General features: G+C 60.2%; 20 protein-coding genes. 4 read left to right on the top strand and 16 right to left on the bottom strand.

Translation table 11 applies throughout. From position 1 onward, the window contains the following. Nucleotides 1-102 precede the first annotated feature (102 nt). Together G5168_RS01745 and G5168_RS01740 are read left to right on the top strand one after the other, a co-directional pair. Entirely contained in the window at nucleotides 103-375 is a 273-nt protein-coding gene (locus tag G5168_RS01745) for a hypothetical protein (RefSeq protein ID WP_005337011.1), read from the top strand. A 404-nt stretch (nucleotides 376-779) separates the two neighbouring features. Continuing rightward, nucleotides 780-3,062 carry an AAA family ATPase gene (locus G5168_RS01740; protein ID WP_124929297.1) on the top strand — a complete coding sequence of 761 codons (2,283 nt, stop codon included), beginning with the start codon at nucleotides 780-782 and terminating at the stop codon, nucleotides 3,060-3,062. A 349-nt stretch (nucleotides 3,063-3,411) separates the two neighbouring features. On the opposite strand, the gene G5168_RS01735 is transcribed toward G5168_RS01740, so the two are convergent. The 5 genes from G5168_RS01735 to G5168_RS01715 form a co-directional block, all read right to left on the bottom strand. Further along, complete coding sequence (locus G5168_RS01735; RefSeq protein WP_421208327.1) at nucleotides 3,412-4,239, bottom strand: bifunctional transcriptional activator/DNA repair enzyme AdaA; 828 nt, start codon at nucleotides 4,237-4,239, stop codon at nucleotides 3,412-3,414. A 51-nt stretch (nucleotides 4,240-4,290) separates the two neighbouring features. After that, a complete protein-coding gene (locus G5168_RS01730) occupies nucleotides 4,291-5,055 on the bottom strand; it encodes an SDR family oxidoreductase (protein ID WP_201988134.1) in 765 nt (254 codons plus the stop codon). A 392-nt stretch (nucleotides 5,056-5,447) separates the two neighbouring features. Beyond that, the gene (locus tag G5168_RS01725) at nucleotides 5,448-6,521 is read right to left on the bottom strand and encodes a lipocalin-like domain-containing protein (protein WP_421251766.1); all 1,074 of its coding nucleotides are present in this window, start codon (nucleotides 6,519-6,521) and stop codon (nucleotides 5,448-5,450) included. Next, nucleotides 6,518-8,947, bottom strand: coding sequence for an FtsX-like permease family protein (locus G5168_RS01720; protein WP_421251765.1), 2,430 nt, complete (start codon nucleotides 8,945-8,947; stop codon nucleotides 6,518-6,520). Before G5168_RS01720 ends, G5168_RS01725 begins: the two co-directional genes overlap by 4 nt. A 30-nt stretch (nucleotides 8,948-8,977) precedes the next feature. Then, nucleotides 8,978-9,658: an ABC transporter ATP-binding protein gene (locus G5168_RS01715; RefSeq protein ID WP_150995785.1), complete on the bottom strand. Its 681-nt coding sequence runs from the start codon at nucleotides 9,656-9,658 to the stop codon at nucleotides 8,978-8,980. Between the two features lie 197 nt (nucleotides 9,659-9,855). Here G5168_RS01715 and G5168_RS01710 point away from each other — a divergent pair, with 197 nt between their 5' ends. Together G5168_RS01710 and nhaD are read left to right on the top strand one after the other, a co-directional pair. Beyond that, nucleotides 9,856-10,323, top strand: coding sequence for a DUF4357 domain-containing protein (locus G5168_RS01710; RefSeq protein ID WP_005333716.1), 468 nt, complete (start codon nucleotides 9,856-9,858; stop codon nucleotides 10,321-10,323). Between the two features lie 107 nt (nucleotides 10,324-10,430). Further along, entirely contained in the window at nucleotides 10,431-11,855 is a 1,425-nt protein-coding gene (nhaD, locus tag G5168_RS01705) for a sodium:proton antiporter NhaD (RefSeq protein ID WP_421208331.1), read from the top strand. Between the two features lie 80 nt (nucleotides 11,856-11,935). On the opposite strand, the gene G5168_RS01700 is transcribed toward nhaD, so the two are convergent. From G5168_RS01700 to G5168_RS01650, 11 genes are all read right to left on the bottom strand, one after another. Next, on the bottom strand, nucleotides 11,936-13,147 hold the full coding sequence (locus G5168_RS01700) for a Bcr/CflA family multidrug efflux MFS transporter (RefSeq protein WP_421251764.1): 1,212 nt from the start codon (nucleotides 13,145-13,147) through the stop codon (nucleotides 11,936-11,938). Nucleotides 13,148-13,260: 113 nt separating this feature from the next. After that, nucleotides 13,261-14,955, bottom strand: a complete 1,695-nt coding sequence (locus G5168_RS01695; RefSeq protein ID WP_421251763.1) for a hypothetical protein — start codon at nucleotides 14,953-14,955, stop codon at nucleotides 13,261-13,263. A gap of 101 nt (nucleotides 14,956-15,056) precedes the next feature. Beyond that, entirely contained in the window at nucleotides 15,057-16,385 is a 1,329-nt protein-coding gene (locus G5168_RS01690; protein WP_421251762.1) for a hypothetical protein, read from the bottom strand. Nucleotides 16,386-16,542: 157 nt separating this feature from the next. Further along, nucleotides 16,543-17,103, bottom strand: a complete 561-nt coding sequence (locus G5168_RS01685; protein ID WP_421251761.1) for a hypothetical protein — start codon at nucleotides 17,101-17,103, stop codon at nucleotides 16,543-16,545. A 126-nt stretch (nucleotides 17,104-17,229) separates the two neighbouring features. Continuing rightward, nucleotides 17,230-18,654, bottom strand: coding sequence for an NAD(P)/FAD-dependent oxidoreductase (locus tag G5168_RS01680; protein WP_421251760.1), 1,425 nt, complete (start codon nucleotides 18,652-18,654; stop codon nucleotides 17,230-17,232). A 102-nt stretch (nucleotides 18,655-18,756) separates the two neighbouring features. After that, on the bottom strand, nucleotides 18,757-19,596 hold the full coding sequence (locus tag G5168_RS01675; RefSeq protein ID WP_421251759.1) for an FTR1 family iron permease: 840 nt from the start codon (nucleotides 19,594-19,596) through the stop codon (nucleotides 18,757-18,759). Next, nucleotides 19,596-22,586 (bottom strand): YncE family protein, encoded by a 2,991-nt coding sequence (locus tag G5168_RS01670; protein ID WP_421251758.1) that lies wholly within the window; start codon nucleotides 22,584-22,586, stop codon nucleotides 19,596-19,598. The genes G5168_RS01675 and G5168_RS01670 overlap by 1 nt, the downstream gene beginning before the upstream one ends. A 4-nt stretch (nucleotides 22,587-22,590) precedes the next feature. After that, the gene (locus G5168_RS01665) at nucleotides 22,591-23,040 is read right to left on the bottom strand and encodes a hypothetical protein (protein WP_064341369.1); all 450 of its coding nucleotides are present in this window, start codon (nucleotides 23,038-23,040) and stop codon (nucleotides 22,591-22,593) included. Between the two features lie 299 nt (nucleotides 23,041-23,339). After that, nucleotides 23,340-23,816 (bottom strand): DUF2919 domain-containing protein, encoded by a 477-nt coding sequence (locus tag G5168_RS01660; RefSeq protein ID WP_421251757.1) that lies wholly within the window; start codon nucleotides 23,814-23,816, stop codon nucleotides 23,340-23,342. Between the two features lie 148 nt (nucleotides 23,817-23,964). Next, nucleotides 23,965-24,912, bottom strand: a complete 948-nt coding sequence (corA, locus tag G5168_RS01655) for a magnesium/cobalt transporter CorA (protein ID WP_005337059.1) — start codon at nucleotides 24,910-24,912, stop codon at nucleotides 23,965-23,967. Between the two features lie 293 nt (nucleotides 24,913-25,205). Beyond that, nucleotides 25,206-26,849: an electron transfer flavoprotein-ubiquinone oxidoreductase gene (locus tag G5168_RS01650; RefSeq protein ID WP_227340707.1), complete on the bottom strand. Its 1,644-nt coding sequence runs from the start codon at nucleotides 26,847-26,849 to the stop codon at nucleotides 25,206-25,208. Nucleotides 26,850-26,852: the final 3 nt, after the last annotated feature.

Raw genomic sequence — 26,852 nt, 5'->3', positions numbered from 1 at the left:
CGGCAGTGACGACCCCCGGTGGAGACCGGAAACCACTTGAATCAACGGGGCGCAGCCCGAACGGCCAAACGAGTCGGGATCATAGAGCACGGAGAGTTTGATATGTCAGAACAAGCAGTGTTGGTGGGTGGATGGACCGCATATCACAAGCTGACCGCCGAGGATCAGGCGGTATTTGATCAGGCGCTGAAAGGATTTGTAGGGGTGCAGTACGTACCCTTTGAAGTCTCCACTCAAGTGGTGGCTGGCACCAACTACCGCTTCAAGTGCAAGAGCACTGTGCCGCTTGCCAAACCGATCCATGGCGAAGCCGTGGTACAGATCTTCAAATCACTGGACGGGGATGCCCATATCACCTCCATTACCCCGATCTGATAGGGTTGTGGGCAAGGCGGGGAGGGGGAGATCTCCTAACCGGTTTGCTCCAGACTCCAGCAATAAGAAAGACGCCTTAGGGCGTCTTTTCTTTATCTATGCTCCGGCACTGCTGATATGTGGCCGGTATTTGTACTTATTGATTAATTTATTGATCTTGCTCAGGAAACTGTCATCTCCCTCTTTTCTTGCTTACCTCGTTAGCTAAGATTGCCGTTTGGCAACCGTTTGAGTCATCCATGTGTAAAGCCCGATAAATGACATAGGTAAACTGCAGCAGACTGGAGACTATCGGATTAATACTGCCGTCCATCCAATCACTGGTATGTGCCTTACTGCCAGATACCGGTGCCAAAAGTTCAGAGGGCAAACATTATCCCGTAGAGTCGGGGGAGGGGGAAAGAATGCTAGAACGAATTCACCGAGTTAAGGGAGTTGGCCTTCTTCATGATGCCAATGGTCGTGCTTATAGTCTTAAGAAAGCGAGTCTTATTTACGCCGATAACGGAGTGGGCAAGTCTACTCTCACGTCAATCCTCCGATCATGCGCCTCTAACGAACCCGATCTGATAAGTCGCCGTCGTACAATAGACGGCAGCAATCAGCCTGAAGTCCATTTTCAATTCTCTAACGGCCAGAATTCAAGATTCACAAACTCAGCGTGGGATCACCCACGTCCAGAGTTATTGGTATTCGATGCCGATTTTGTGGAAAAGAACGTATACGCAGGAGGTCAAGTAACAACTGATCAGAGAAGGAATCTTCTGCAGTTTGCCCTAGGCACCAACGCAGTAAATGCTCAGCACGAATATGATCAAGCCGACGCTGACGCCGTTGCGGCAGCACAAGCAGTTAGAGAACTTAATAATCAATTGGCTGAGTTTCATCGAGGCATAACACTTCGTCAGTTCCGCAATTTGGCCGAAGTAGTAGATGCAGATGCCCAGATCGCGAGATTAAATGAACAAATCGTAGAGGCTCAGAACATCGGATTTATCCAAGCCAAAGCTTTGCCTAGGTGCTTGGAAGAACCAACGCTTAATGTTGGTCAAATTTTTGAGACGTTTAGACGCTCTTTATCTGATATCGACTTGGCTGCTGAGCAACGTGTCAGGCAACACTTAGACCTACTTGGTCAGCCGGGCCTTGAAAAATGGATTAGTGATGGTCGTAACTATGGAAACGATGAAAATTGCCCGTATTGCAACCAACCTCTTGACGGTGTCGAGCTAATTGAGGCTTATCGAAGCTATTTTAATCAAGATTATAATCGTCTAAAGGTCTCAGTGGCTGCGTTGGATACGCTCATATCACATGCTACTTCACAATCGATTATCGAAAGACTTGCCGCAAATTTCTCTACCGCTAGCGCAATCATTGATGGGTGGCAGGAGCATCTCGAGATACAAGCCCCGGAGTTTAATTTTGATGCTTCTATGCTTGCACTCTTGGAAATTAGAAGGCGTCTGGATGAATTAAGAATCACCAAGGAGGCTAATTTACTTGAACCAATCGGTTCAATTGAAGCAGAAAACGAACTGAGAGTTATCTGGGATCAAATTCTAGTAATTGTTAGGAATTGCAATAGCAGGATAGACGCTGCGATTAGACAAATTAATGACTACAAGACAAACCTTGCCACGGTGAGCACTGACGATTTGCATCGCCAAATTGCAACTCTTGAACAGGCTAAGACCAGATATCGGCAAGAAGTCGTTGATATGCTTTCTCAACTTGATACAGCGACTTCTGAAGAAGCACTGAAACAGGCTGAAAAGCAACTTAAAAAAGATGCTTTGAACACGATCATGCAAACCACACTTGAGAGTTACAAGGACCGAATTAATCAGTTGCTTCGTGCATTTGGTGCGCAATTCTCTATACCGAATATAGATTTCAACTACCGAGGCGGTCTGCGAAGCAATTACAACCTATACATGCGTGGAGCCAGTATTGAATTAACTGGCGGAGTCCCTGACTTCAAGACCTCGTTGAGTGAGGGGGATAAAAGGACTTTGGCCTTTGCATTTTTTATTGCATCAGTTGAGTCAACTGTTGATCTGGCAAGTAAGGTCGTAGTGATTGATGACCCCATTTGCAGCCTAGACCTTAATCGTAAGCAGCAGACTCGTACCATATTGAAACGGGTTCATGATAATTGCAGACAGCTAATTGTGTTAGTTCACGACATTCATTTTATGAGAAATCTGCGGGACGAAATTTTACGCGGAAGTACACCTCAGCATGTTGTATGTTTGAGATTAAAAACTGTTGAAAATCGCTATAGTGATTTTGCTATGATTGACGTTGATAAAGAATGTGAAGGGGCATACTTCAAATGCCATAGAGTGTTAGGCGAATATTTAGCGGGTGAAGCTCAAAGTAGCATGGAGGTTGCGAGGTCTATTAGACCTATGCTAGAAGGATATTTGCATCGCCGATTCCCTGGCATGGTAGATAGCGGGTTGCTGTTCGGACAGGTAATTCAAGCTATTAATGCTGCTCCACAAAATAGCCCACTTTTTCATGCTCAGAACATTACTGCGGAATTAAATGAAATAAACGGTTACGCTGGGCAATATCATCACGATACGAACCCATCAGCGGATCAAGTGCAAATCATAGATGGTGAGTTACGCCTGTTCGTTGAGAGAGCGATTCGGGTCGTTCATGCTGGCGCCGCTTAGCCTTCAGTTTGAAAGTGAGTCACGCATATAACAACACGTTGCGGTGCCGTAGGGTGCAATGAAATTGCACCTCTACTTTTGTTCCTCATACCTTGCACAAAAGCCACTCTGCAAATGGTGCAATGCTCTGCACTTATTACACCCTACGTGTTTCGTTAATCCGCTGGGGTGGTGTAACTGATCGCCACGCCCTGTAACCAAAGCAACAAAAGGGGCGATCTGCGCCCCGATTCTTCTTATGTCCCCGTTTTATATCGCCGCACGCTTGTCCGGCGTTGCCTGATTGTCTGCTGACTCACTACCAAGATTCCTGTTTTCCTCATCAGGCCGAGCAGAATAAAGGCCACCTTCACTCATACCTCGCCGCTTCCCAGGCGTGGATCGCCTGTTTACGGGTCTCGCCCCAGTGATAGCCGCCGAGTTTGCCGTTTTGCTGGATGACCCGGTGACAGGGGATCATCAAGGCGACGGGGTTGGCGCCCACCGCCAGCCCCACGGCTCGGGCGGCTTTGGGGTTGCCGACTGCGTTCGCCACCTGGGCGTAGCTCACCACCTTGGCGGGCGGGATCTGCAGCAGCGCCCGCCAGACGCTGATCTGAAAGTTGGTGCCGCTCACGTGCAAGGAGATAGGGCGATCCGGCGCCTTGCTGCCATCGAACATGGTGTGGATGACCCCCCGGGTGCGTGATGGCGCTACTTGCAGCCTTGCCGCAGGCCAGCTGTGGGCGAGGGCGGCCAGCGGTGCCTCTGGGGCCTTGTCATCGAGAAACGAGAAGTTGCACACCCCCCGCTGGGTCAGGGCGACAAACGCCTGGCCGAAGGGGGTGTCGTGCACCCCGTGATCGATAACCAGCCCGGCCCCGCGCTGCTTGTACTCGCCCGGCGTTACCGCTTCGAGCTGCACGAAGTGATCGTAGAGCCGCGAGCCGCTGCTAAGGCCCAGGGTATCGGCCACCTCCAGCAGCGGGCGCGACTCCTGCAGCAGCGCCTTGGCCCGCTCCAGGGTCAGCACCTGCAGATAGCGTTTGGGCGTCACTCCGGCCCAGCGGCTGAACAGCCGCTGGAAGTGAAAGGGACTTAAGTGAACGTGCGCCGCTATCTCGTCCAGAGTGGGCTGGCGCTCCACCTGACTTGCGATAAAACGGATGGCATCGGCGATGCGGGCGTAATCAGACATAAGGCGCTCTCACGATAAGGTTGCGGTCGCAGGATCTTGGGGGCGACAACGTCATGTACGACAAATTGATACCCCACCATCGGCCAGCAGGGCAATGCCGGTGGTAAAGCTGGATGCATCGGACGCGAGATAAAGGGCCGAGCGGGCGATCTCCTCCGGTTGGGCCAGCCGTTTGAGGGCATGCATATTCTGCACAAAGGCGAGGCTCTCTGGCGTATTGGCAAAAGCCCGCCCCATGGGAGTGTCGGTGCCCCCCGGCAGCAGGGCGTTGACCCGCACCCCTTGTGCCCCATACTCGGCAGCCAGCACCCGGGTCAGGCCAATGAGGCCCGCCTTGCTCGCCGCATAGGCCGCCATGCCGGGCAGCCCCAGGGTATGGCCGACGAAGGTAGAGGTAAAAATAAGCGAGCCGCCACCACGCGCCAGCATGGCGGGGATCTGGTACTTGGCTCCCACAAAGGCGCTGGTGAGGTTGGTATCCAGAATTTCCTGCCACTGCGCCAGTTCAAGCTCCTCTACGCTGCCCGGCATGCCTGTGGTACCTGCGTTGTTGAAGGCGATATCGAGCCCGCCGAAACGGGTTAGCGCGAGCTCCACCAGATCGCGGGCGTAAGTCTCGTTTTTCACATCTCCCGCCAGACTCACCGCCTGGCCCCCCTCATGGCGGATCTCATCCACCAGCAGATCCAGCTCGGGCTGGCGGCGGGCGCCGACGACAACGCTGGCCCCTTCGCGGGCAAACAGGATGGCGCTGGCGCGACCGATGCCGGAGCTGGCGCCGGTGATGATGGCGACCTTTTTGGACAGTAATGACATGGCAGTTCCCTCGCAGGTGTGTTGTGCGCCAAATCAGTGGGGCACAGGGTTGGCTGTGGGTTGGAACCCCAATAGGTTCCAACCGACTTGGGTTTGGCCCCACTATGGCAACCACTCCTTTCTGGAACGACCCGAATCTTGCTCTCTTTGTTCCCAAGCCGTTTTGCTACATGTCGATACAGGCCTTTGCGGCAACAAAAGGGGCGAACTGCGCCCCGAATTCTTTATCATGCCCCCCTTTAAAATCGCCGGCTCCAGGTGCGGCGCGCCCTGTGTGCCGCAGTGAGGGGCGAGAGCCCCGGCGTCATGGTGGCTGCGTGCATCATCAAATCCGTCTGGCAGGGCATTGACGGCGGCTTATGGCCGTTGCAATCAACAGCCACGCTCTTGGATCAATAGCCCGTCATCTCCAGATAGCCGACACCTTGAGCATCTCCCGAGACAGAGACCGCACCCTCCCAGTAGTCAAAGCGGCCTGTCATGGCCTGATTGGGCTGACGGGCTTTGATGGTGAGGCTCATTCCGGCGGCGTCTAGCTGCCACTCGACGGGGTAATCCTGCCCCTTGGGGCCGCGCCAGGTGTTGCCCGGCGTCAGGTGAATCGCGTCGGGGGTGAGCACCCGGCTGCTGCCATCCCGCTCAATCAAGATGCCGTAGCGATTCTCGGGCTCTGCGCGGCCCGTCTTGGTGCGCAGGCGAAACAGCATCAGCTCGCGGCCATCGTTCAACTGGAGCGAAAACCAGTCCCAGCCCGATTGCCACTCGGCCAATACCGAGCTGCTCCACTCGTGATCAAACCACCCTTGTCCGGTGACGGTGCGGGTCTCGCCATTGCGAGCCAAGGTGCCGCGAAGAGTGAGGCGCGGGTAGGAGTAGTAAAAGGAGGCGTTGCCCGGGCTCTTCTCGCTGTAACCGGCCTTGCCTTGTAGCACCAGCGGCTTGGCGGCGGTGACGGTGAGGTTCAGCTCGCCAATCTTGCTCTGCACCTTGAGGGTGGCGGGAAAGAGCGCCGCCCCTTGCGAGGCAAGCCGCCACTCCCTGAGCCAATATTGGCCGCCGTTGGCCCCCGCCAGTCCCGGCCCCTGCCGACTGGCCCGTTCATCTTGCTGGTGAGTGCCACGGTCGAGATCCGTGATGGCAAACTGGGCCAGCCAGAGCTGGGGGGTGAGCCAGGGGTTGCTGGTGCGGAGTTCTTGCTCGATACCCTGCCTAAACAGGGTCCACTGCATGCCATATTCGCGCCCCTGATCATCCTTGAGGTTGCCGGTGAGATACCACCACTCGGAGCGGTAATCGGGGTGGGCGGCGTGATCCTCCGGCAATTGGATAATTTGCCCCGGCAGCACCTTTTTAAAGCTGTCGCTGCCGCCGCCGAGCAGGGCGCCCAGATCGCTGGCAGCGATAGCCCCGCTATAGAGCGTCCAGAGCATACCCAGCGCCAGCGGCCACCCTTTGATCTGTTTCATACCACTCTCCTTGCCGCATACCAGGATGCCAGTGCGCCACAGACCGGTGCCAGCAACAGGGCGGTGACCGCATGAAGGGGGGCGGCCTCGAAGGCGAGGCGCCAGCCAAAGGCGCGGGGGTTGACCACCTCGATCAGCACCCAGGCAAGGCCATAGCCCACCGGCAGGGCCAGCAGGGCGGTGAGCAGCCCCAATCCAGCCCCTTGCCACACCAGCAGCTGGCGGCAGTGGCGGGGGCTCAAGCCCAGACTCTGCAAGGTCTGCAGCTCACCACGGCGCGCCAGCCCCAGCACCATAAAGGCCGAGCCGATCCCGACAAAGGCGATGCCGAGGATCAGCAGTTTCAATAGCTCGGTCACCACAAAGGTCTGGTCAAACACCTTGAGCGCCGCGCTGTGAATGGCGGGGGCGGAGAGCAGATTGAGCTGCTCGCCAAAGCGCTCGCGCAGGCGGTCGGCCAGCTGTTCGGGGTCGTTGCTAAAGAGGGCGAGGGATTGCACCGCGCCCCCTTCGAAGGCGTGCAGGATCTGCCCCTTGTCACTGCCGTAGTCCTGATAGACGCCGGTGACGGTGAACTGCCGTGGCCCCTGCTCGCCGCTGATCGCCAATGTCTGGCCTACCTTGACCCCGAGGCGCACCGTCAGCGGTTCGCTCGCCAGTACCTCGTCAGGGCGGGTCGGCCAGCGTCCGGCCAGCAGCGGATAGGCCGCTTTAAGCTGGGGGATAAAGTCCATCTGCGCCCACTCGATGGGCTGCCCCTGCCAGCGGGCGGGGTGAACCGAGCGGCGCGAGGCCGCGCTCACCAGCGGATTGGCGAGCAGAGTCTTAAGGGTGGCGTCGCTCAAGGTGCCCTTGTTGCCCGCCACCCCCTTGGGGGCGGTGACATAGAGATCGGCGGCCAGACGCTGGCCGAGCCAGATCTCCACGCTGGAGCGAAAGCTCGACACCATGACCCCGATGCCGATGGCCGCCGCGATGGCCAGCTGCAACGCCATCACCGCGATGGCGGTGCGATCGAGGTGATAGAGGGTCTCGGCCACCCCGAGCCGGGCGGTGAGGGGGCCGCCCGCGCGCCGTCGCAACCAGCCAAGCAGGCCGCGCAGGGCATCGGGCAGCCAGAGTGCCATGGCCAGCAGCCAGCCGCCGGCGATAAAGAGGGCGCCACTCAGACCTGTTTGTGGCAGCCACAGGCAGAGGGCGCACAGCAGCAGGATGGCGATGGCCAGCACGCGCCGTCGCCACGGGTGAGCGGGGGGGCGGCTGCTTCCCGCTCGCAGTTCGAGGGGGGATTGGCGCAGCAGTTGCCACCAGCCGGGCAGGTTTGCGGCCAGCGTGCCGAACAACCCGATCAACAGCGCCTTGAGCAGGCTCACAGGGGAAAGGCGCAACAGATCGATGGGGTTGGGGCCATAGAGATCGGCCAGCGCCTGGGTCAGTTGCCCCATCAAGGCGAGCGCCAACAGGCTGCCGAGCAGCACCCCGAGCAGGGTGCCGAGGGTGGCGAGAATAACGAGCTCCAGAATGAGCCAACGCAGTACCCGACTCGGCCCCATCCCCAGAATGATCAACTGGGCCAGCTGGGGGCGACGCACGCTCTGGACAAATCGCTGGGCGTTGAACACCAGAAACAGTCCCACCGCCATGGCGAGCAATGAGAGCGCCGTCAGATTGAGGGCCAGCGCATCGCCAAGCTGGCTGGCATCGAGCGCCGGGCTTATGGGCTCAAGCCACAAGGGCTGGTTTGGGTAATCGGTTTGCAGGGTAGCCTGCAGGGTGCGAGCCTCGGCGTCGCTTAGCTTGAAGACGATGCGATCGAGCCGACCCGCTTTATCCAGCAACGGCTGGGCGAGGCCGATATCGGTTATCAGCAGCCGCTCCATGGGCACGGCGCCCGGTTCGAACGTGCCCGCCAGCGTCAGGGTCAGGGTGCGGGCGCTGCCGCCATCGCTGCCGCCCAATACAAAGCGGCGGCTCTGGCCCGCTTGCCAGCCAAGGCGAGCTGCCTCAGGGGCCGCCAGCCAGATGCTGTCGGCACGGTTGAGGGAAAAGGCGGGTTCGCTCGCGGGTTGGGCGCCAAGCAGCTGGCGCAGGGGGCCGGGGTTGAAGAGATCCATTCCCAGCAGTTGAAAGCTGCGTCCCTCTTCATCTTTGAGCCAGCCATGGAGCTGGGGCATGGCATCCAAGGCGGGCTGGCTGGTCACCAGCTGCACGTAAAGCTGCTCATCCAGCCCGCCAGCGGGGGCCAGCCGGTAGTTGGCTTCCCCTGCCAGCTGGCTGCGGGCTGCGACAAAATTGGTGCGGGCACTGTGGTTGAGCAGCTCGATGGCCACCACCAGCGATACCCCCAATACCAGCCCGGCCAGACTCATCAGCAGCAACCAGGGGTGGCTGCGATAGAGGCGCAGCAGCGCTTTGAGTGGCAGCATCAGCGTGACTCCGGCTGGCGCAGTCGTTGTTTAGTCATGACGGGGTCCCTTGAGCTCGATAAGTTGCCCCCCTTCGAGGCGCAGCACCCTGTCGGCCTGCGCAGCATAGGCGGGGTTGTGGCTCACCAGCAGCAAGCCTGCGCCTGTGTCGCGCACCGCCGCGATCATTAACGCCATCACCTGTTCGGCATTGTGTTCATCGAGGCTGCCGGTGGGTTCGTCGGCGAGCAGCCAACCGGGTTGATGGATAAGGGCGCGGGCCAGCGCCACTCGCTGTCGCTGGCCGCCGGAGAGCTGCTCCGGCCAGGCATCGCGCTTGTGGCTCATATCGAGCCGTTGCAGCAACTGGTCAATCTTTGCCTCATCCGGTGGCAGCCCGTTGATAGCCAGCGGCAGGGCCAGATTCTCGGCCACGTTCAGGGTCGGCAGCAGGTTGAAATCCTGATAGACGATACCGAAATGGCGGCCCCGCAGGCGCGCCCGCTCGTCGGGGGAGCGGGTGTCGATCCGGGTCTCCCCCAGCCAGATCTCCCCTTCATCCGGTGCAATCAGCCCGGCGATCAGATTGAGCAGGGTCGATTTGCCGCAGCCGCTTTGGCCCAGCAGCAGGGTGATCTCGCCAGCGGGGAGGGCGAGATCGAGATGGTGGAACAGCGGCAGTCGCTCACTGCCGTTATCGAAACTCTTGCAGAGGTTGCGCAGGGTCAGCATGGGATAACCGTTTGATGGTCAATGGCTTTCATCATGCTTGGTACGCTAGCACGGCCAGCATTGATCAACACCCCTTACGGTTGATCAAGAGTGCCAGTTAGTGATCAAGGCGGCAAAAGAGCAGTGGATCCTCGCTGGATCCCGCTTGCCCGAGGTGGTTAGAATAGGGGCTTCCATGGGTCACAGGATGAGCAAGGATGTTACACAAGCAAGTCAGTTTTATCATCGATAGCAAGGGCAACAAGCAGGCTGCCGTCGTCCCCATCGAGATCTACAACGAGCTGATGACCCTGCAAAAGGCACTCTCCGACAACCGGCCGGGGGAGCGCGAGCTCTACCACTTCAACGGCAAGGGGGCCGAGGCCCACGGTTATCCGGTGGGCAAGCGGCAAAATCCGGGCTTTATGGTGCTGGCCGGTTCCACCGCCAATGGCGAGGATGCCGCCTCTTTGCGTGAAGCGGTGATCGAGCTGCGTCACGAGCTGCTGGAAAAGGGGGTCATAGTGCCCCGCAGTCAGGGCGGCTTTGTCTTTACCGCCGATCAGCTGTTCAACAGCCCGAGTTTGGCCGCCAGTCTGGTGGCGGGCAATAACCGCAGCGGTCTGGATGCCTGGCAGAACAGCGCAGGCTATACCCTCAAGCAGTCGGGTTTCGGCAAGAAATAATCCCGCGTTTCGACAGCAAACCAATTAAGCGTTAATTGACCTGGATGAATTTTTCTTTTCATCCAGGTGTTAGCATCATTGCCAGATGGTTCTAAAAGGAAGAGACCATGTCTGCGCTTACCCCAGTTATTTTGCTGCTGTCCCTGTTTATCCCTCCCGCCCATGCCAGTAGTGGCCCTGTTCTGTTGACATCCTCCTCAATCGGTCTTTTTTGTGTCGGATTGTTTGTGTTGGCCTACGCCCTGGTGATGGCTGAAGAGTATCTGCAACTGCGCAAGTCCAAACCCGTGCTGGTGGCCGCCGGGGTGATCTGGATCCTGATTGGTATCGCCTATGCACAGCAAGGGATGAGCCCTGTCGCCGAGCAGGCCTTCCGCCATACCTTGCTGGAATATGCCGAGTTGATGCTGTTCCTGCTGGTGGCGATGACCTATATCAACGCCATGGAGGATCGCAGGTTATTCGATGCCCTGCGCGCCTGGCTGGTGCGATCCGGCTTTCACTTGCGCACCCTGTTCTGGTTGACCGGTGGGCTTGCTTTTTGTATTTCGCCGGTGGCAGACAACCTGACCACTGCGCTCTTGATGTGCGCCGTGGTGTTGAAGGTGGCCAACGGTGATCGGCGTTTTGTCAATCTTGCCTGCATCAACATAGTGATCGCCGCCAACGCCGGAGGGGCGTTCAGTCCCTTTGGCGATATCACCACCCTGATGGTGTGGCAGGCGGGCAAGGTGCAATTTGGCCAGTTCTTCACCCTGCTTATTCCCTCTCTGCTCAATTTTCTGGTTCCGGCCATCCTGATGAGCCTGATGGTGCCGCGTCATGTCCCCGAAGCCGACAACGAGCATATCGAGCTGAAGCGAGGCGCCAGGCGTATCGTGTTGCTCTTCTTGCTCACCATTACCACGGCAGTCATGTGTCACAGCTTTCTTCACCTGCCGCCAGTGCTCGGCATGATGCTGGGACTCGGTTATCTGCAGTTTTTCGGGTTTTATCTGCGCAAGTCGTTACCGCGCTCGCTGGCACGCAAGCGTGCGCTCTACGAACGCAATGGCGACACCGAAAGGTTGCGCAGACTGGGCTCTGTGGTGCCATTCGATGTGTTCAACAAGGTCGCCAAGGCGGAGTGGGATACCTTGCTCTTCTTCTACGGAGTGGTGATGTGTGTAGGGGGGCTGGGCTTTATGGGGTATCTGGAGCTGGTATCACACTGGTTGTATGAGGGTACGGATCCCACCATGGCCAACATCTTCATCGGGGTCTTGTCCTCCGTCATCGACAACATTCCCGTGATGTTTGCCGTGATCTCGATGAGCCCAGACATGGCGCTGGGGCAGTGGCTGCTGGTGACCCTGACCGCCGGGGTGGGCGGCAGCCTGCTCTCCATCGGCTCTGCCGCCGGTGTTGCCCTGATGGGGCAGGCCCATGGCATGTATACCTTCTTTGGCCACCTGAAATGGTCGCCGGCTATCTTGCTCGGCTATCTGGTGAGCATAGGGGCGCACCTCTGGCTCAACAGTGCCCAGTTCTGAACGTCTGCCCGCCAGTACGAAAAGAGGCTTCCGTTGATGGAAGCCTCTTTCGTTTTCCTGGCCGAGGGGGATAGGGGGGGTCAATCGCCCCGCTTGCCCGCCAGCAGCCAGTAACTGAGGGTGGAACCCACGCCACAGCATGCGATGGCGATGGCCATGGGCAGCGGCGATTGGGGCGGATTGAGGTTGACCAGAATCCCGACCAGGGCGCCGATGCCAAAGCGCAGGGTGCCCGCCAGTGCCGAGGCGGTGCCCGCAGATTGCGGGAAGTGGCCCATCAGGCCGGTCATGGCGTTGGCGCCCACCAGACTGATATGGCCGACAAACAGTACCACCGGAATGACGATGCCCCACAGGCCGCCGGTCTGGCTCCAGGCGTTGTAGACCAGCAGGGCGCCCGCGCAGGGCAGCACCAGCAGGCCGTATTGCAGCATCCGCTCGGCACCCACCCCTTTCACCAGTCGGCTATTGACGAAGGTGACCACCATCATCAGCAGGATATTGAGGCCAAACAGCCAGCCGTAGTGCTCGGTCGGCACCTTGAAGTACTCGATATAGACGTAAGGGGAGCCGCTTAAGAAAGCGAACATGCCAGAGCTGGAGAGGGAGCCGCACAGCACATAACCCATGGCGCCGCGATGGGAGAGCACCCCCCAGTAGTTCTTGAGGATCTGGCCGATCTTGAGCGGCTGACGGTGCTCCGGTTTCAGGGTTTCCTGAATTTTCCACTGCATCACCAGACAGATCAGCAGGCTGATCCCCACCAGCAGCCAGAAGATCACCCGCCAGTCGGCGTGGGCGCTGATATAGCCGCCCACCACAGGCGCCACCAGCGGCGCCAGGGTCATCACCAGAATGACGAACGACATGGCGCGGGAAAACGCATCCTTCTCGAACAGATCGCGCAGCAGGGCATTGACCACCACAGAGCCCGCCGCGCCGCCCGCCGCCTGCAACATCCGATAGGCAAGCAACTCAGGCAGGGAGTCCGCCATGGCGCAGCCCACCGAGGCGATGGCAAACATCACCAGCCCCGCCAGGATCACCGGCTTGCGGCCATAGCTGTCGGCCAGCGGGCCGTAGAAGAGCTGACCGATGGCAAAGCCGCCCAAAAAGGCGCTGATGGTGAGCTGGGCACCGTCGATGCTGGTGGCCAGATCCCGGGCAATGGCCGGAATGGCGGGCAGATACATATCCACCGCCAGCGGGGTCAGACCCGCCAGAGCGCCGAGCAGGATAAACAGGAAACGGGGAGAGAGCATGGTGGCCTGGGGGGACTGTGCGTGGGGCATAGGGTATCCGCTGGTGAACCTTGGTTGAAAAAGGGAGAAGGGCGAGTCTATCAGGTTTGCCCCCGCTCGGCATGACGTTCCTACCCCCTCAAAAGGGGGAGGTGTCCGATCGCTCAGGCACCTTGGGGATCACGCTTTCGGTCATGTCGGCGCGCTGCGCGGATCACTCCCCCCAGCCAGAGCAGCCAGGCCAGCAACGAGATGGCGTAACCGAGCCGCTCCGGCCAGCGGGCGGTGAGGGTGAAGGTGAGGCTGTGTTGTCCGGCGGGCACCCAGACCTGCACCAGCCCGTTGCGGGTGCTGCTGACGCTCAGCGGCAGGCGCTGGTCGAGCCTTGCCTGCCAGCCCGGGTAATCAAACTGGTGCAGGACCAGCTTGGCGGGTGCCGGGGCATCCACCGTCAATTCGATATGACGAGGCTGCCAGCGCTGGATCTGCCAGTTCACCCCCTGATGGTCGCTGGTGATGGCGGGCTGGAATTCCTCTTTCCAGGCCAGCAGGGTGGGGGCAAACATGCCGCGTGGCACCTGCTTTGGTCGGTATTCGCGGGCGCTGCGCTTGCTGTCGAACTCCCCGTCGAGCTGACTCTTTACGGGAGCCTGGGTGAGCGGCGCCTCGCGTACATAGAGTCCCTGCGAGAGCAGGGTGAGGGCAAGCAGTAACCACCAGACCCACTGCCACGGGCGATAGGTGGGGGTACCCAGCGCCACCACGGCGACGGTAGCGATGACCAGCAGCAGATTGAGGCGCCAGGGAAATTGCACCAGTTGCAACGGAGTGAGCAGGCGCCACAGGGGCTCGCTTGGAGGCAGCATCATCAGAAAGCTCAGGGTGCCAATGACCCCCCAGAGCAGCAACTCGGGATGGCGCGGCTCGCGGGCGGCAGCCCAAGCTACCAGCAGCAGAGCCTGGGTGAGCAGCGTCAGCCAGGCGAGATGGCCGCGAAAGCGCCAGTCATCACGGCTTTGGGGCAAACGATCGAGAAAGTTGCGCTGAAATTCGAACATGCCGGTGCGCATCTGCTCCATGGAGATCCCCCCCTGATCCAGCAGAGCGGGCAGCAGCAACAGGCTGGCCATCGCCAACCCCCAGAGCTGGCCCAGCAGGGTGCCAATGAGCGGGGAGGCGGTGACAGGGACACTGACAAGCGCTGTGCTCCCCTTGTAGCGCCAGACCAGTAGCAGGCTGCGCAGGGTGAGCAAGCCCAGAATGAGCAGGGTGCTTGGTAGATGGGAAAGCGTCAGCATGGAGACGGCCAGTGCGAGCAGCAGTAGTGCAAAGGGGGCGCCGCGGCAGAGGCGATCCTGCGCCAGCAGAGCCAGCGGCGCCCAGACGAAGGCCCAGCTCTCCGCCAGGGCAAAGCGGGCGTAGATATCGATGGCCAGATGATAGGGCAGCGCCATATAGAGCAGACTGGCCGCCAGCGCCCGTCCGTGGCCGGCAAAGGGACGCAACCAGAGATAGGCAAACAGGCCGGAGAGCCAGAGTGCCACGCTGCTGCTCCAGAGCAGCGGCGTCATCGCCTCGTGGGCCAGTGGGGTGGGGCCGGCGAACAGTGCGCTCACATAGTAGGGCAGGGGGGGATAGAAGAAAAAGACCGGGCTGCCGAAGGCGCCGTTCATCTCCATCAACCAGCGCGGATAGAGTTCACCTTGCCACAGTTGCACGGCAAAGAAGTGACCGGAGAGCAGGTGATGAAACAGATCATGGCCCTGGCTACCGCCGCGCAGCCAGAATGGCAGCAACAGGAGGGCACAGGCCCCGGTCAGTACCGACAAAACCCACAGCCACTCTCTGGTTACACGCATAAGGGGACTCGTCTGTTATGGATGCGCAGTGAGTGTACCCGAGTTGTGCCCCTCTTTTTTAGTTGCCATGACGGATTTTTGTGCTCTTTCTGTGTTTCTTGTCACTTTCCCCCATGGGTTGTCTGCAGCGAGGGAATGGCGAGCCAGAGGCCGGGCTCGGCGGCAAAGCGTGGGGCAAACCAGTGCTGGCGCACCGCAGTGGGCATTTCGCTCGCGGTGATGGGGCGGCGACTGAGGCGACAGGCTCCCTGAGAGAGCGCCAGCGCCGCATCCCCCTTGTACCAGCCATCGGTCACCGGCAGTGCCGTGGTTTCCCGCAGCAATCTTATGCCCCACTGGGTCACCAGCGCCGGGCACGCTGTTTCTGCCAGCCTTGCTGCCTGCACCATGGCGGGCGGACGGGGCAGGGTAAAGGTCACGCCGAGCAGCAGCAATCCGGCCACCGCGACCACCCACTCGCCACGGCGCGGCAGCCAGCCTGCCAGCAGCACGATACCGAGCAGGGTGATGGGGGCCAGATGGCGGGGATTGTCGGGATTCTGGCCAAACAGGGTCCAGAGCAGCAGGACAAGCCAATAGAGTGTCCAGAGCGGGGAGAGGGTTACAGCTTGGCCTTTTGAGCGTTGCCAAAGCGGCAGCACCAGCAAAGTCCCCATCAACAGGGGCCAGAGCGGGGTGAGCTGATCGTTGAAGGTGCTCGCCCAGCTCAGCAGTCGAGCGCCGTGGGCTGCCGCCGTGTTGCCCCACAGGGTAAAGTGGCCGTCGGTAAAGCGGCGCCCTTCGCTGAAATAGGCCCAGCCATCGGCTTGCCAGACAAAGAGCAGGCTGATAAGTCCAACCTGTGCGATGGGGAGCACAAATCTGATGCGCGTTTCCTTCTGCGCCAGCCCGAGCCACAGGGGCAGCAGCGCCAGCACAAAATAGGAGGGGCGCAGCGCCAGCATAAGGCCCAGTAACAGACCCGCCAGTGCAATTCTGCGCTGCTGCAAGGCCAGCAGCGCCCCGAGCCAGGTGGCGAGCGCGGGCACGTCCGAAAGGCCGGAGAGGGCGAGCGTCGGGGTGAGCGGCAGGGCCAGCACCAGCAGCCAGACTGGGGCGAGCAGGCTTGGCCGTTGCCACAATCTGACCGCCAGCAAGGCGGCGAGCGGCGCTAGTAAACTGCTACCCAAGAGGCTTGCCCACTGCACCGCGCGGGCCGGATCGCCCACCGCCAGATTGATCAGCCGCGCCAGCCAGATAAAGGCGGGGTAACCCGGAAAGTGGGGGGAGAACTCCAGCACGCTAAAGCGCGTCACCCCGTGGGCGAAATTGAGGGCATCGTCGGAATCGAGGGCCACCGGGAAGGCCAGCAGCCAGCCGAGCCAGGCCAGTTGCAGCAGAATGAGCAGCCAAATGGTGGTGGAGCAGGGGGAAGGCCAACGCCGGGCCATTACCTTACCCCTCATCCCCAGCCCTTCTCCCGCCAGGGGAGAAGGGGGCAAACCGGCGTCCGGGGCATTTATCGGCAGGCCGTGCGTAGGGTGGGTAGAGCGCAGCGAAACCCACCGTTTGTCACAGCGAGGTGGCGCAATGATTGGCTGGTTGCCATCAAAGCGGCGCCAGCACGGCCATCAGCGCTTTTTCTGCATCGCTAAAGGCGGCGGCATCGGCGGGCTTGGCGCCTACCCCGAATACCCCCGGGTTGCCGATGGCATCCAGCACCTTGGCCAGCGCCTGTTCGGCCGCCTTGCGATCCCCTTCATTGAGGGAGGGGAGGATCAAATCGAGGAAGCGCTTGCTCTTGACCACCAGCACCTTGGCGGTCTGGTAGTCGCCAAGATTCTGGCTGGCCCCTTCGAGGCGGCGCTCGATCTCCGCCTTGTAGGCGCGGTTGAGCATGGCGGAGGTAGCCGCGGCGTCTTTGGCCTTGATGGCTGCGGCCAGCGGCCCTTGCAGCTCCACCTTGTGGTGCTGTTCCAGATAGGTCAGCTCGTCGGCAATCTCGCTCAAGGTGGCGCTGGCATCCTTGCCGTCAGTGGCGGCGCCCAGCAGTGCTTCGCGGGCATCGATCAGAGGTTCCTTGCCGGCGGCGGCGTAGGAGTAAGCTTGCGCCTGCCCGCTCAGGGCCAGCAGCAGGGTGAGGGCGAGTAAACCCGGGCGGATGGTCATCCTGTTCTCCTTACTTATGCCAATGGCGCGGCACTCAGGCCACGCTCTGGGTTTCAATCACGGTATTTTCGTTGCGATGGTTAAAGATGGCGTGGCGTCTGTCTACCTGTTGGACACCGACAAGCCTCACGCCACGCTCTGGGTTTCGATCACGGTGTTTTCATTGCGATGGTTGAAGATGGCATGGCGTCTGTCCACCCCGTCGATCACCATGTCGGCGGCCATCATCCCCATCTCCATGGCGGTGTCGGTGAAGATGTAGCGGAATGTCCCCTGACGGCCGGTCATGATGAGGTTGGTGATGGGCATCAGCGCCTTGATGGCTTCGTTGCGGCGTGCCTGATAGCCCAAATCCATCAGCGGATAGGCGTATTCGCTGCGGGCTTCGAAGGTCTCATCGCCAAGCTTCTGGGTATCGACGCCGAGGCTGGCCAGATCGGCGGTGACCCGACCGCGTAGATCAGAGAGCGGCGCCTGCCAAGTGACATCCCCCGGGTTGCAGGGGATCTCCAGCATCACCGAGGTCTGGCCTTGGGGCGCCATAAAGGGGCTGCGCCGGCGCGGTTCCTGCAGGCGGGTGGCCAGAATGTGGGGGTCTGAGAGGTACTGCCAGGTGTTGTCCGACAGGTTCTCCTGTTTAAGCGGCATATTGACGAAGCGAAGCGACCGGTAGTGCAGATCGCACGGCAAGCCCAGATGCTGGCAGGTGAGCGGCAGCGGCAGGGTAGAGATCACCTGATCAAAGCGTTCGCTCTGTTCAACGTCATCTTGTTTCCAATACACCCGTTCGATGCGGCCATCGGCCTGCTCAAGGCGGGTGATGGTGGCGCCGGTTTTCAGCTCAACGCCCTCTGCCACCAGCCGCTCCCCCAGGGTGGTGAAGATCTGGCCGAAGCCATATTTCGGGTAGCGGTATTTGCGGGCATAGGTGCGCACCGAGATACTACCGTTGCGTCTTGGCAGCAGGCGGCGGGCCACGTCTTTGAGATCGATCAGGCTGATGCGCTGGCCGGCCCAGTCGGCGGAGAGCTTGTCCGGGTTGATGCCCCACAGCTTGCCCGTGTAGCCCTCGAAAAACTGGCGATAGAGGGTGCGGCCGAAGTGGCTCTGGATCCACTCGGCAAAGCTTGCCTTGGCAAAATCATCCGGCTTCTTGGCAAAGGGTAACAGCAGCAAGTCTTTTACCGCACCGGCCATCAGGGCGAGCGGCGCCGTCTTGAGCAGGTTGGGCAGGTTCAATGGGTAGTCATAGGTGCGTCCGCCAAAGCGGATGACGCTCTTGCGCTCGGCGTGGAGCAGATCGTCCCCCATCAGTTCATCGATAAAGGCGAGCAGCTCGGGGTTTTTGGTGATAAAGCGGTGACCGCCGTAGTCGAATCGATACTCCCCATCGCGCCCCTTGAAGGTCTGGGTGGCACACATGCCGCCGACCACCGGCTCCTGCTCGAACAGGGTGACTGCAAAACCGGCGCGGCGCAGGCGCCAGGCCGCCATCAAACCGGCGGGGCCAGCGCCCAGCACTGCAATGCTTTTCTTGTTGTTATCGCTCATGACCTATTCCGAAACTGCTTGATAGATAAGGGAACCGCGCCAAGGCGCGGCTCCCGAATGGTGTTGTTACCCCGTGGCCTTGTTGCCACAGGGCGTGTTGGCTCAGCCCTTGCTGGATGCAGTGCTCACCTGCGGGCGATAGCTGCGCTGCCAGAGGGTAACGAAGATCGCCAGATAGAGGGCCCAGGTCAGCAGCTGCAAGCCAGCGGGTGAGGCATTGTAGCCAAACAGAGCGCGCAGGAAGGTACCAAATACCCCCTGATCGTCGAGAATATGGCTGATGTCGAACACCGGCGTGGTCCAGAAGGTGATGATGTCTGCCGCTTGCAACATGTTGACGGCGGACGAGAGCAAGCCTGCGGCGATGATGATGATGAGCAGCCCGGTCCAGCGGAAGAAGGGAGCCAGCGCCACCTTGCGGGTGGAGCGCAGCAGCCCCCACACCAGCGCGATGGATACCAGCAGCCCCGCCAGCGCGCCCATCAGGCCGGATTGCAGATCCACCCCTTGGCCCGAGTAGAGCAGGGCGGAGAAGAAGAGCACGGTTTCAAACCCTTCGCGCATCACCGCCAGGAAGGCGAGCAGCACCAGACCAAACAGGTTGCCGCCATCGATGGCTGCATCGATGCGCGCCGTCATGGCCCCCACCTGGGATTTGGCCTGTTTTTGCATCCAGATCGCCATATAGGTGAGCACCAGAGTGGCGAAGATGAGGATCCCCGCCATCAACAGGTGGTTGTAGCGCTCGCTCTCGAACTGGCTCACCACCACCTGGAACAGGAAGGCGACCACAAGGGAGGCGACAAGGCCAAGCCCCACCCCCAGATAGATGAACTTGTTGTAGCGGCTCGCCCCCAGCTTGGCGAGGTAGGAGAGGCAGATGCCGACCAGCAGGAAGGCTTCCAGCCCCTCGCGCAGGGTAATCAGAAAACTTGCAAACATCAGGATTGAGGCTCCGTAGCGGGCATGACGGGGAGAGGCTGCAATGTAAGTTGCAACCGATTTAGCTGCACTATGGGTGGCTCCGGCAAGCTGGGCTCGGCGGCGCGCACCGCATCATTGACCCACTTGGGGTAGGTGCGGAAATTGAGTTTGATATCGGCCTTGAAGGGCTCTTGGGCATCTGCTGGCAGCGGCCAGGCTTCATCGCGCCAGCCATCTGCCGGAATGCGGGTATCTTCCAAGAGCTTGGCGTAGCGCCAGAACTTGAGCCCCACCGGCTTGCCCTCGGCATCGCCGAACACTTTTCTGAACAGTCGCGCATCTTCTGGGACAGCGCCATCCACCGACTGGCCACTGGCAAGCACCACCTTGCCGGTGGCGTCAGTGACGGTCAGCTCCAGCCAGAGTTCACGGAAATCAGCTACGCCAGTGGGCAGGGCATGGCCCGCGCCGGTATTGGCGACCCGCACCACCAGCTGCTGACTATCGGCAGCCTGTTCGATACGGGCGGAGAGGGTAGCGCTGGAGCGCAAGAGCGCCAGACTCTCCTGTTCAAGGTCTGGATTGCGCAGCCCCACCAGCTGGTGCTGGGCGCCGGTAAAGTTGTGGCGATAGAGCCGCGCTTTCATGGTGCCGTTTTCGGTGGACTGGCCCGCCACCGGCGCGCCGCCATTGCCCGGCTCCGGGTTCATATGGCAGTCGATGCAGGTACGCCGTTTGGCAGGATCCTTGGCCTTGGCGAAGCTGGATTTTTCCCACTCGTCCCAGGTGTTGACGATATTGGCGCCGGTGCCCGGGGCAAACTCGTTGTGGCACGACTTGCACAAAGCCGCGTCGCGGTAAAAATCTTTCTGATAGGAGGCTTTGTGGGCCGTCGGGCGGGCGTTGATCTGCCGCTCGGCCAGCCAGTGCTGGAGGCTGCCGCCCGGGGCATCCTCGAACACATAGCTCTCGCGGTCTTTCAAATTCACGGTAAAGGCGCTGTTGCCGCCCGCATCTTCCACTTTGGTGATGCGATGGCAGAGCACGCAGCCGGTCCCTTCCTCCACCACAGGTTCGCCCGCTTTGTGAGCGGCAATCAGCGAGGCGCCACCCTGCTCGAACATGTGGGAGCCCTTGGGCAGATCCAGCTGGCCTGTCATCACCTGCTGGGGCATGTGGCAGCCCTGACACCACTGGCCGAACGCTTCCCCTTCGGTTTCGCGGGCCAGCGCCTGTACCACCTTGTAGTAGGGGTGGGAGTTGCCCATCAGCCGGTGGTTGCTCTCGCTCCAATCCTTGAACGCTTGGCTGTGGCAGTTCTGGCAGGAGGCGGAGTTGAGCCACTCCTTCGGGTGGGTAGTCGGCGCCTTGGCGGGGTCCGTGCGCGGGGCATCGAGTCGCAGCCAGTTGGCAAGATAGGGGAGGTTGCCATCGGCGGTGACGAAGGCGTGTAAGTCCTCCATCATCGCTTTCACTTCCGGTTGGGGCTTGGCGGGGTCAACTGCCTCGGCCCCATCGCGGGTGTCGTGCCCCATGCCGCCCTGGGTCTGCTGGGTCATGCGCAGGTATTCGCCGACAAAATCCCCCGCCACCATGTTGGTGAGGTTGGCGTGGCCGTTGATGGCGTTGTCGCCGCTCTTCTGGCGATGGGCCGCCATCAGATAGCGGTTGGTGAAGTTGAACCCGTCCAGATGGCAGGAGTTGCAGCTCATCCAGTTGTCCCCCGCCATGGGGAAGCGTGAGTTGGACGCTGTGTTACCAAGATGGAACAGCCGCTCGCCGCGCTGAAGCGGCGCGGGGCGCGGATCCGTCTCTACCAGCTTGGCGAAGTGGGGCACATCGACCGTGACCCGGGCAAACGGGCCGCTGCCGCCACTATTGAGGCGGGTAAGATCCTGCCCCATGGCGTTGTGCACCAGAATATGGTCGCCATCGATCAGCAGATCCCGCGGATTCTGGCCCGGCAGGTGACGCAATAGCTGGGTCGCCTTGGCGCCCCCCTGAAACTTCTTGCGGCGGTGGCGGTTGTTGTTGGATTTGCCGCTGCGAGAGAGGTCAAACACCAGCAGATCTTCCGAGCCCGCCAGGGTCAGATAGACCCGTTTTCCGTCGGCGGCGAAGCGCGCCGCGAACGGGTTGGAGACGATCTGGCTGCGGTTGCCGACGCTTGGCAAATTGATCTGCAAAAAGAGCTGCTTTCTTTCATCGACCCGCTCTTTCTCCTCATCGAGATCGATGATGGAGACGGCCGGAAAGACGGTGCTCTGAAACTGGAAGGGGTGATCGAAGCTCCACAGCACATGGGGCAACCAGGCCTCGCTACCATCTGGGGAGAGGGCGATGCCATCGAGCTGGCGTGGCAAGCCCTGCGAGTCGCTCGGCGTATCGCTATGGGTCTCGGTCAGGGTGATGAGCTTGGGCTTGGGAAGCGAAGAGCCATTGGCGCCGTGGCCAAGCTTGGCGAGATCATAGATGGCGAGCTGGCCGGTCATGGCGTGGGTGAGCAGCAGGCGATCGTCGTTGGTCAATGCCAGCCCGCGGGGAGTCTCGGCGGTTTCTGCATCCAGCTGGAGGTTGCCGGCGGTGTCGTAGGCCTGCAGGCGAGCGGATTCGAACAGCGTGACCCAGAACCACTGCCGCTTGGCATCGAAGATGACCCCATAGGGACGATGACCGGTGGGAATCGCCTTTGCCAGATCGAGATCATCATCCAGCAGCAGTAGGCGATCGCCGCTGTAGTCGGTGACCAGCAGGGTGCCATCATCGGCGCGGGCCAGCTGGCGCAGATCGCCCCCCAGCTGCACCTCTTTCAGCCGCTTGCCGCTATCGCGCTCCAGCAGGGTGACGGAACCTGCGCTCAGGTTGGCGGTGACGAGGCGCGGGGCGCTTCCCTCCTCATAGGCGAGCATCCCTGTGCCCATCTGTTGGGCAAACGCGAAGGGGCTGGCCAGCAGCAGGAGGAGGGCCAGCAGGGGTGACAAATATGCAGAAAAAGATGACTTCAACATGGGATCAGGAGCGCCATTTCAAGATGGTCCAGCGCCAGGCGTGGCGCAGCACCAGAGGAGTTAACGCCAACGCGCTCAGCCAGTGGGCCCAGCTGGCGAGGTTGCCCATGGCATCGCCCGGGGTGCCGTGCAGCACCAGCAGCAGGCCGCTGGCCAGACAGACCAGCAGCAGGGCTTCGATAATCCGCCCCGTGGTGCGTAAAAAGGGTTTGTTGCTGCGGTTCAACAAGCTGCGATGGGAGAGCCAGAAGGCGCCAAACAGCAGGGGAAACAGGGTGAGCGAGAGCATCACATGGAAAAACAGATTCCAGCGTGCCAGCGACCAGAGCGGAGTCAGCGGTTCCCATAGCAGCAGGCCGGAGAAGAACATCAGGTAGAGGGTGCCCTCGGCGGCCTGATGGTGGTAGGCCAGCCACTGCCAGAATTGTCGGGGTGAGAGAGAAAGGCTTGTCATAAAGGCTCCAGCACCCGGGCGGTGCAGCCCGGGGGGAGCAAGTTTATAACGCAGTAAGAGTAATGAAAAGTGTTATCAATTCCATTGATAATGAATCAAGCCTGAATGAACGGGGTGACCTAACACGACGATTGATAATTCCTTATCCGCTTGGCCGCCACCTATGGGGCGAGAGTGCGGGCGCAGCCGCTCCTCGACAGCGGGGCAGCTTGCGGCTCGGGGTTATGGCCGCGCGTCGGGCGTTCAACTCACCAAGAGGCTTTTTATATTTATTTCAATTGATTGCAGCTAAAACTTGGCTAGATGTTCGACTCCTGATGAGGATCATCAGCAGCATATTCCCGTAGCTGGCGACTGCGCAGCAGATACCAGAGTGACCAGAGGCTGGCGACCAGCACCAGTGCGGTGGGCCAGCTGAACGACCACTTCTGCAGATTGAGGCTGTGCAGTTGCATCAGCAGGCCGCTGACGGCAGAGCAGAGTAGCAGCAGCGGGCTGTGGCGCCGGAGTCTGGCGCGAATGCTTTGGGTCTGCTGATAGGTGCCGCCGCAGGCGAGCAACGCCAGGATGGCGGGCACGTCGGTCAGCAGGCTGATGTAGAGGGTGATCTTGTCCGGATAGAAGAGGGTCAGGATCTCGCTGCCGCTCTCGCGGGTGACCCCTGCCATCAAAAAGAGCCAGACCGAGCGGGTCAGCAACAGGGCGATGGGCCAGAACCAGAGAGGCGGGCGCAACTGGCCGTGATCGTCATATCGGTGTTCGGGGTAGAGGGTCATGGTTGCCCGTTATCCACTTGAATTGAGTGATGGAAGGGATATGGGGCGACGAAGCGTCCTTTGCAAGGCGTTGGGCGTGGCGCAAATTAATCGGGGGGCCATGCCCCCCAATCCGTTTCTTCAGATATCGCAGCGTGCGTCGGCGGCGTTACAGCCAGCCTTTGCGCTTGAAGAAGAGGCCGGTGCCGAGCGATGACATCACCATCAGCACCAGTGACATGGGATAACCATACTCCCAGGCGAGCTCCGGCATGCGGCCGAAGTTCATGCCGTAGATACTGGCGATCAGGGTCGGCGGCAGGAAGATGACCGCGGCCACCGAAAAGATCTTGATCACCTTGTTCTGCTCCAGATTGGTCACCCCCATGGAGGCCTCCAGCTGGAAGTTGATCTTGTCGAACAGGAACTGGGTGTGGGGCAAGAGAGACTCCACGTCGTGCAGCATCTCGTCGATCCACTTGTTCTGCTCAAGGCTCATGCGCTGGCGCAGGCTGCGTTTGAGGAAACGCAGGGCGCGGCGGGTATCGTGCAGGGAGAGACGGATCTGGCCGTTGGCCTCTTCCTGTGCCATCAACTCTTTCAGCATGGGGTTGATCTGATCCGGTTCGAAGATCTGATCGGCGGTGTTTTCCAAGGTCTTGTAACCATCTTCGATAAGGTCGGAGAGGTACTCCACCTTGAGGTTTTGCACCTCCAGCAGGATGTCGAGGGCATCCTCCACCTCCAGCCGATCCTGGCGCATATAGTGACGCAGCAGACGCACCAGCCCGATGTCATCTTCACGAATGCTGATCAGCAGGTTGTTGCGCAGGGTAAAGGAGACGTGGACACCCTTGGTGTCACGACCGATCCGCTGGGGAAACAGGGAGTGAATGTGCAGACCATCGGTATCCCAGTAAAAACGGGCGGATGCTTCGATGTCGTCGAGCTCTTCCTTGTCGGGGACCTCTTCCAGGAACAGGCCCGTCAACCATTCTCGCTCTGCCGTGTCCGGCTTGTAGGCATCCAGCCAGACCGTGTTGTCAGGTACTATGTCGTCAGGCCCGAGCGTGACTATGTCCAGCACCTTGTTGTTGAGAATGTAGGCGGTGATCATCTGTCCCCCCTTAAAAAGTCATGGGTAATCAGGGATGGTTGCACAGGTCATGCGGCCTTAGATCGCTGCAGAAGGCGATCCCGTGGATAAGCAGATCGGGCCGATGGAAAACCTGAATGCGGCGAACTATACAGGGGCGGGCCGCGCTTGTCAGGGGCTATTCATCAGGGATTCAGCTTGTTTGTCCAAAAAAACAGCGAGGTCGGATCACCTGAGCGGCTATGCGGGGTAGAACCCAGCCTTTGGCTGGAGGAGGGCTAGCTGGGGCTGCTTGTTGCCGCTGCCCCGCCTCATCACATATTCGGATAGTTGGGCCCGGAGCCTCCCTGTGGTGGCGTCCAGATGATATTTTGACTGGGATCTTTAATGTCACAGGTCTTGCAGTGAATACAGTTGGCTGCGTTGATTTGCAGTTTGGCCGCGCCTTCCATTTCCAGTACTTCAAACACCCCTGCCGGGCAGTAGCGTTGGGCGGGTTCGGCCCAGGTGGGCAGATTGACCTCGACCGGAATGCGCTCGTCCTGCAGCTTGAGGTGGCAAGGTTGATCCTCGTCGTGACTGGTGTTGGCCAGATACACAGATGAGAGCTTGTCAAAGCTCAGCTTGCCATCGGGTTTGGGGTAATGGATGGGCTCGCAGCGGCTGGCCACGCGCAGCTGACGATAATCGTGAGCCTTATCGAGCAGCTTGAATGGCGAGTTTGCGCCAAACAGCCGTTGCTCCAGCCAGTTGAAGGCACCGCCCAACCAGGGACCATAGCGGTGAAGAGCAGCGCCGAAGTTGCGTGCTGCCTTGAGTTCGCGGGCCAGCCAGCTCTGGTGCAGTTCGTCGCCATACTGGGCCAGATCCCGTCCACCCTCATCGCCCCCCCGCAGCGCCATCGCGACGGTTTTTGCCGCCAGCATCCCCGATTTCATGGCGGTGTGGATCCCCTTGATGCGGGAAAAGTCGAGGGTGCCCGCATCACAACCGATCAGCAGGCCGCCCGGGAAGTGCATGCGGGGCAGGGAGTGCCAGCCCCCCTTGGTGATGGCGCGGGCGCCGTAACTGATGCGTTCACCCCCTTGCAACACGCCGGCGATAAGCGGGTGATGCTTGAGGCGCTGGAATTCGTCAAACGGGCTGAGCCAGGGATTCTGGTAGTTGAGATCGACAATCAGCCCGACCGCCACCTGATCCGCCTCCATGTGATAGAGATAGAAGCCACCGTGGCTATTGCCGCCCCCCTGCTTGCCAAGGGGCCAGCCACTGCCGTGCAGCACCTGTCCCGCTTTGCCTTGGCCAGCAGGCAGTTGCCACAGCTCCTTGAAGCCGATGGCATAGTGCTGGGGCTGGGCAGGGCTTGCCAGGTTGAAGTCGGCGATCAGCTGCTTGCCGAGATGACCGCGGGCCCCTTCGGCAAAGAGGGTGTAGCGACCGAGCAGTGCCATGCCGGGCACATGATCTGCTTTCGGATTGCCCACGCGATCCAGCCCCAGATCGCCGGTGATGACCCCCTTGACCCGGCCCGCTTCCATGATAAGTTCGCTGGCGGTAAATCCCGGGTATATTTCGACTCCCAGTTTTTCCGCCTGTTGGCCAAGCCAGCGGCAGAGATTGCCGAGGCTGATGATGTGACAGCCCTCATTGTGCATCCGGGGCGGTACCGCCCAGGCGGGGAGTTGCAGGGAACGTTGCTCGCTTTGCAGCAGATGAACCTGATCGTCGCTGACCGGCACGCCGAGCGGCGCTTGCTGCCAGCCATCCGGCAGCAGCTCTTGCAAGGCGACGGGATCAAACAGGGCGCCGGAGAGCAGATGGGCGCCAATTTCCGCCCCCTTCTCCAGCAGACAGACAGAGAGAGTGGCATCCTGCTGTTTCAGGGCGATGGCTGCACTGAGCCCCGCCGGTCCGCCGCCGACGATGACGACATCAAATTCCATTGCTTCCCGTTCCATCTT

This window comes from Aeromonas sp. 600724 (assembly GCF_049175135.1).
In the GTDB taxonomy this organism is placed as follows: Bacteria; Pseudomonadota; Gammaproteobacteria; order Enterobacterales; family Aeromonadaceae; genus Aeromonas; species Aeromonas veronii_A.
The sequence above is the reverse complement of the archived record's forward strand: the minus strand, read 5'-3'. Positions and strand labels throughout refer to the sequence as shown.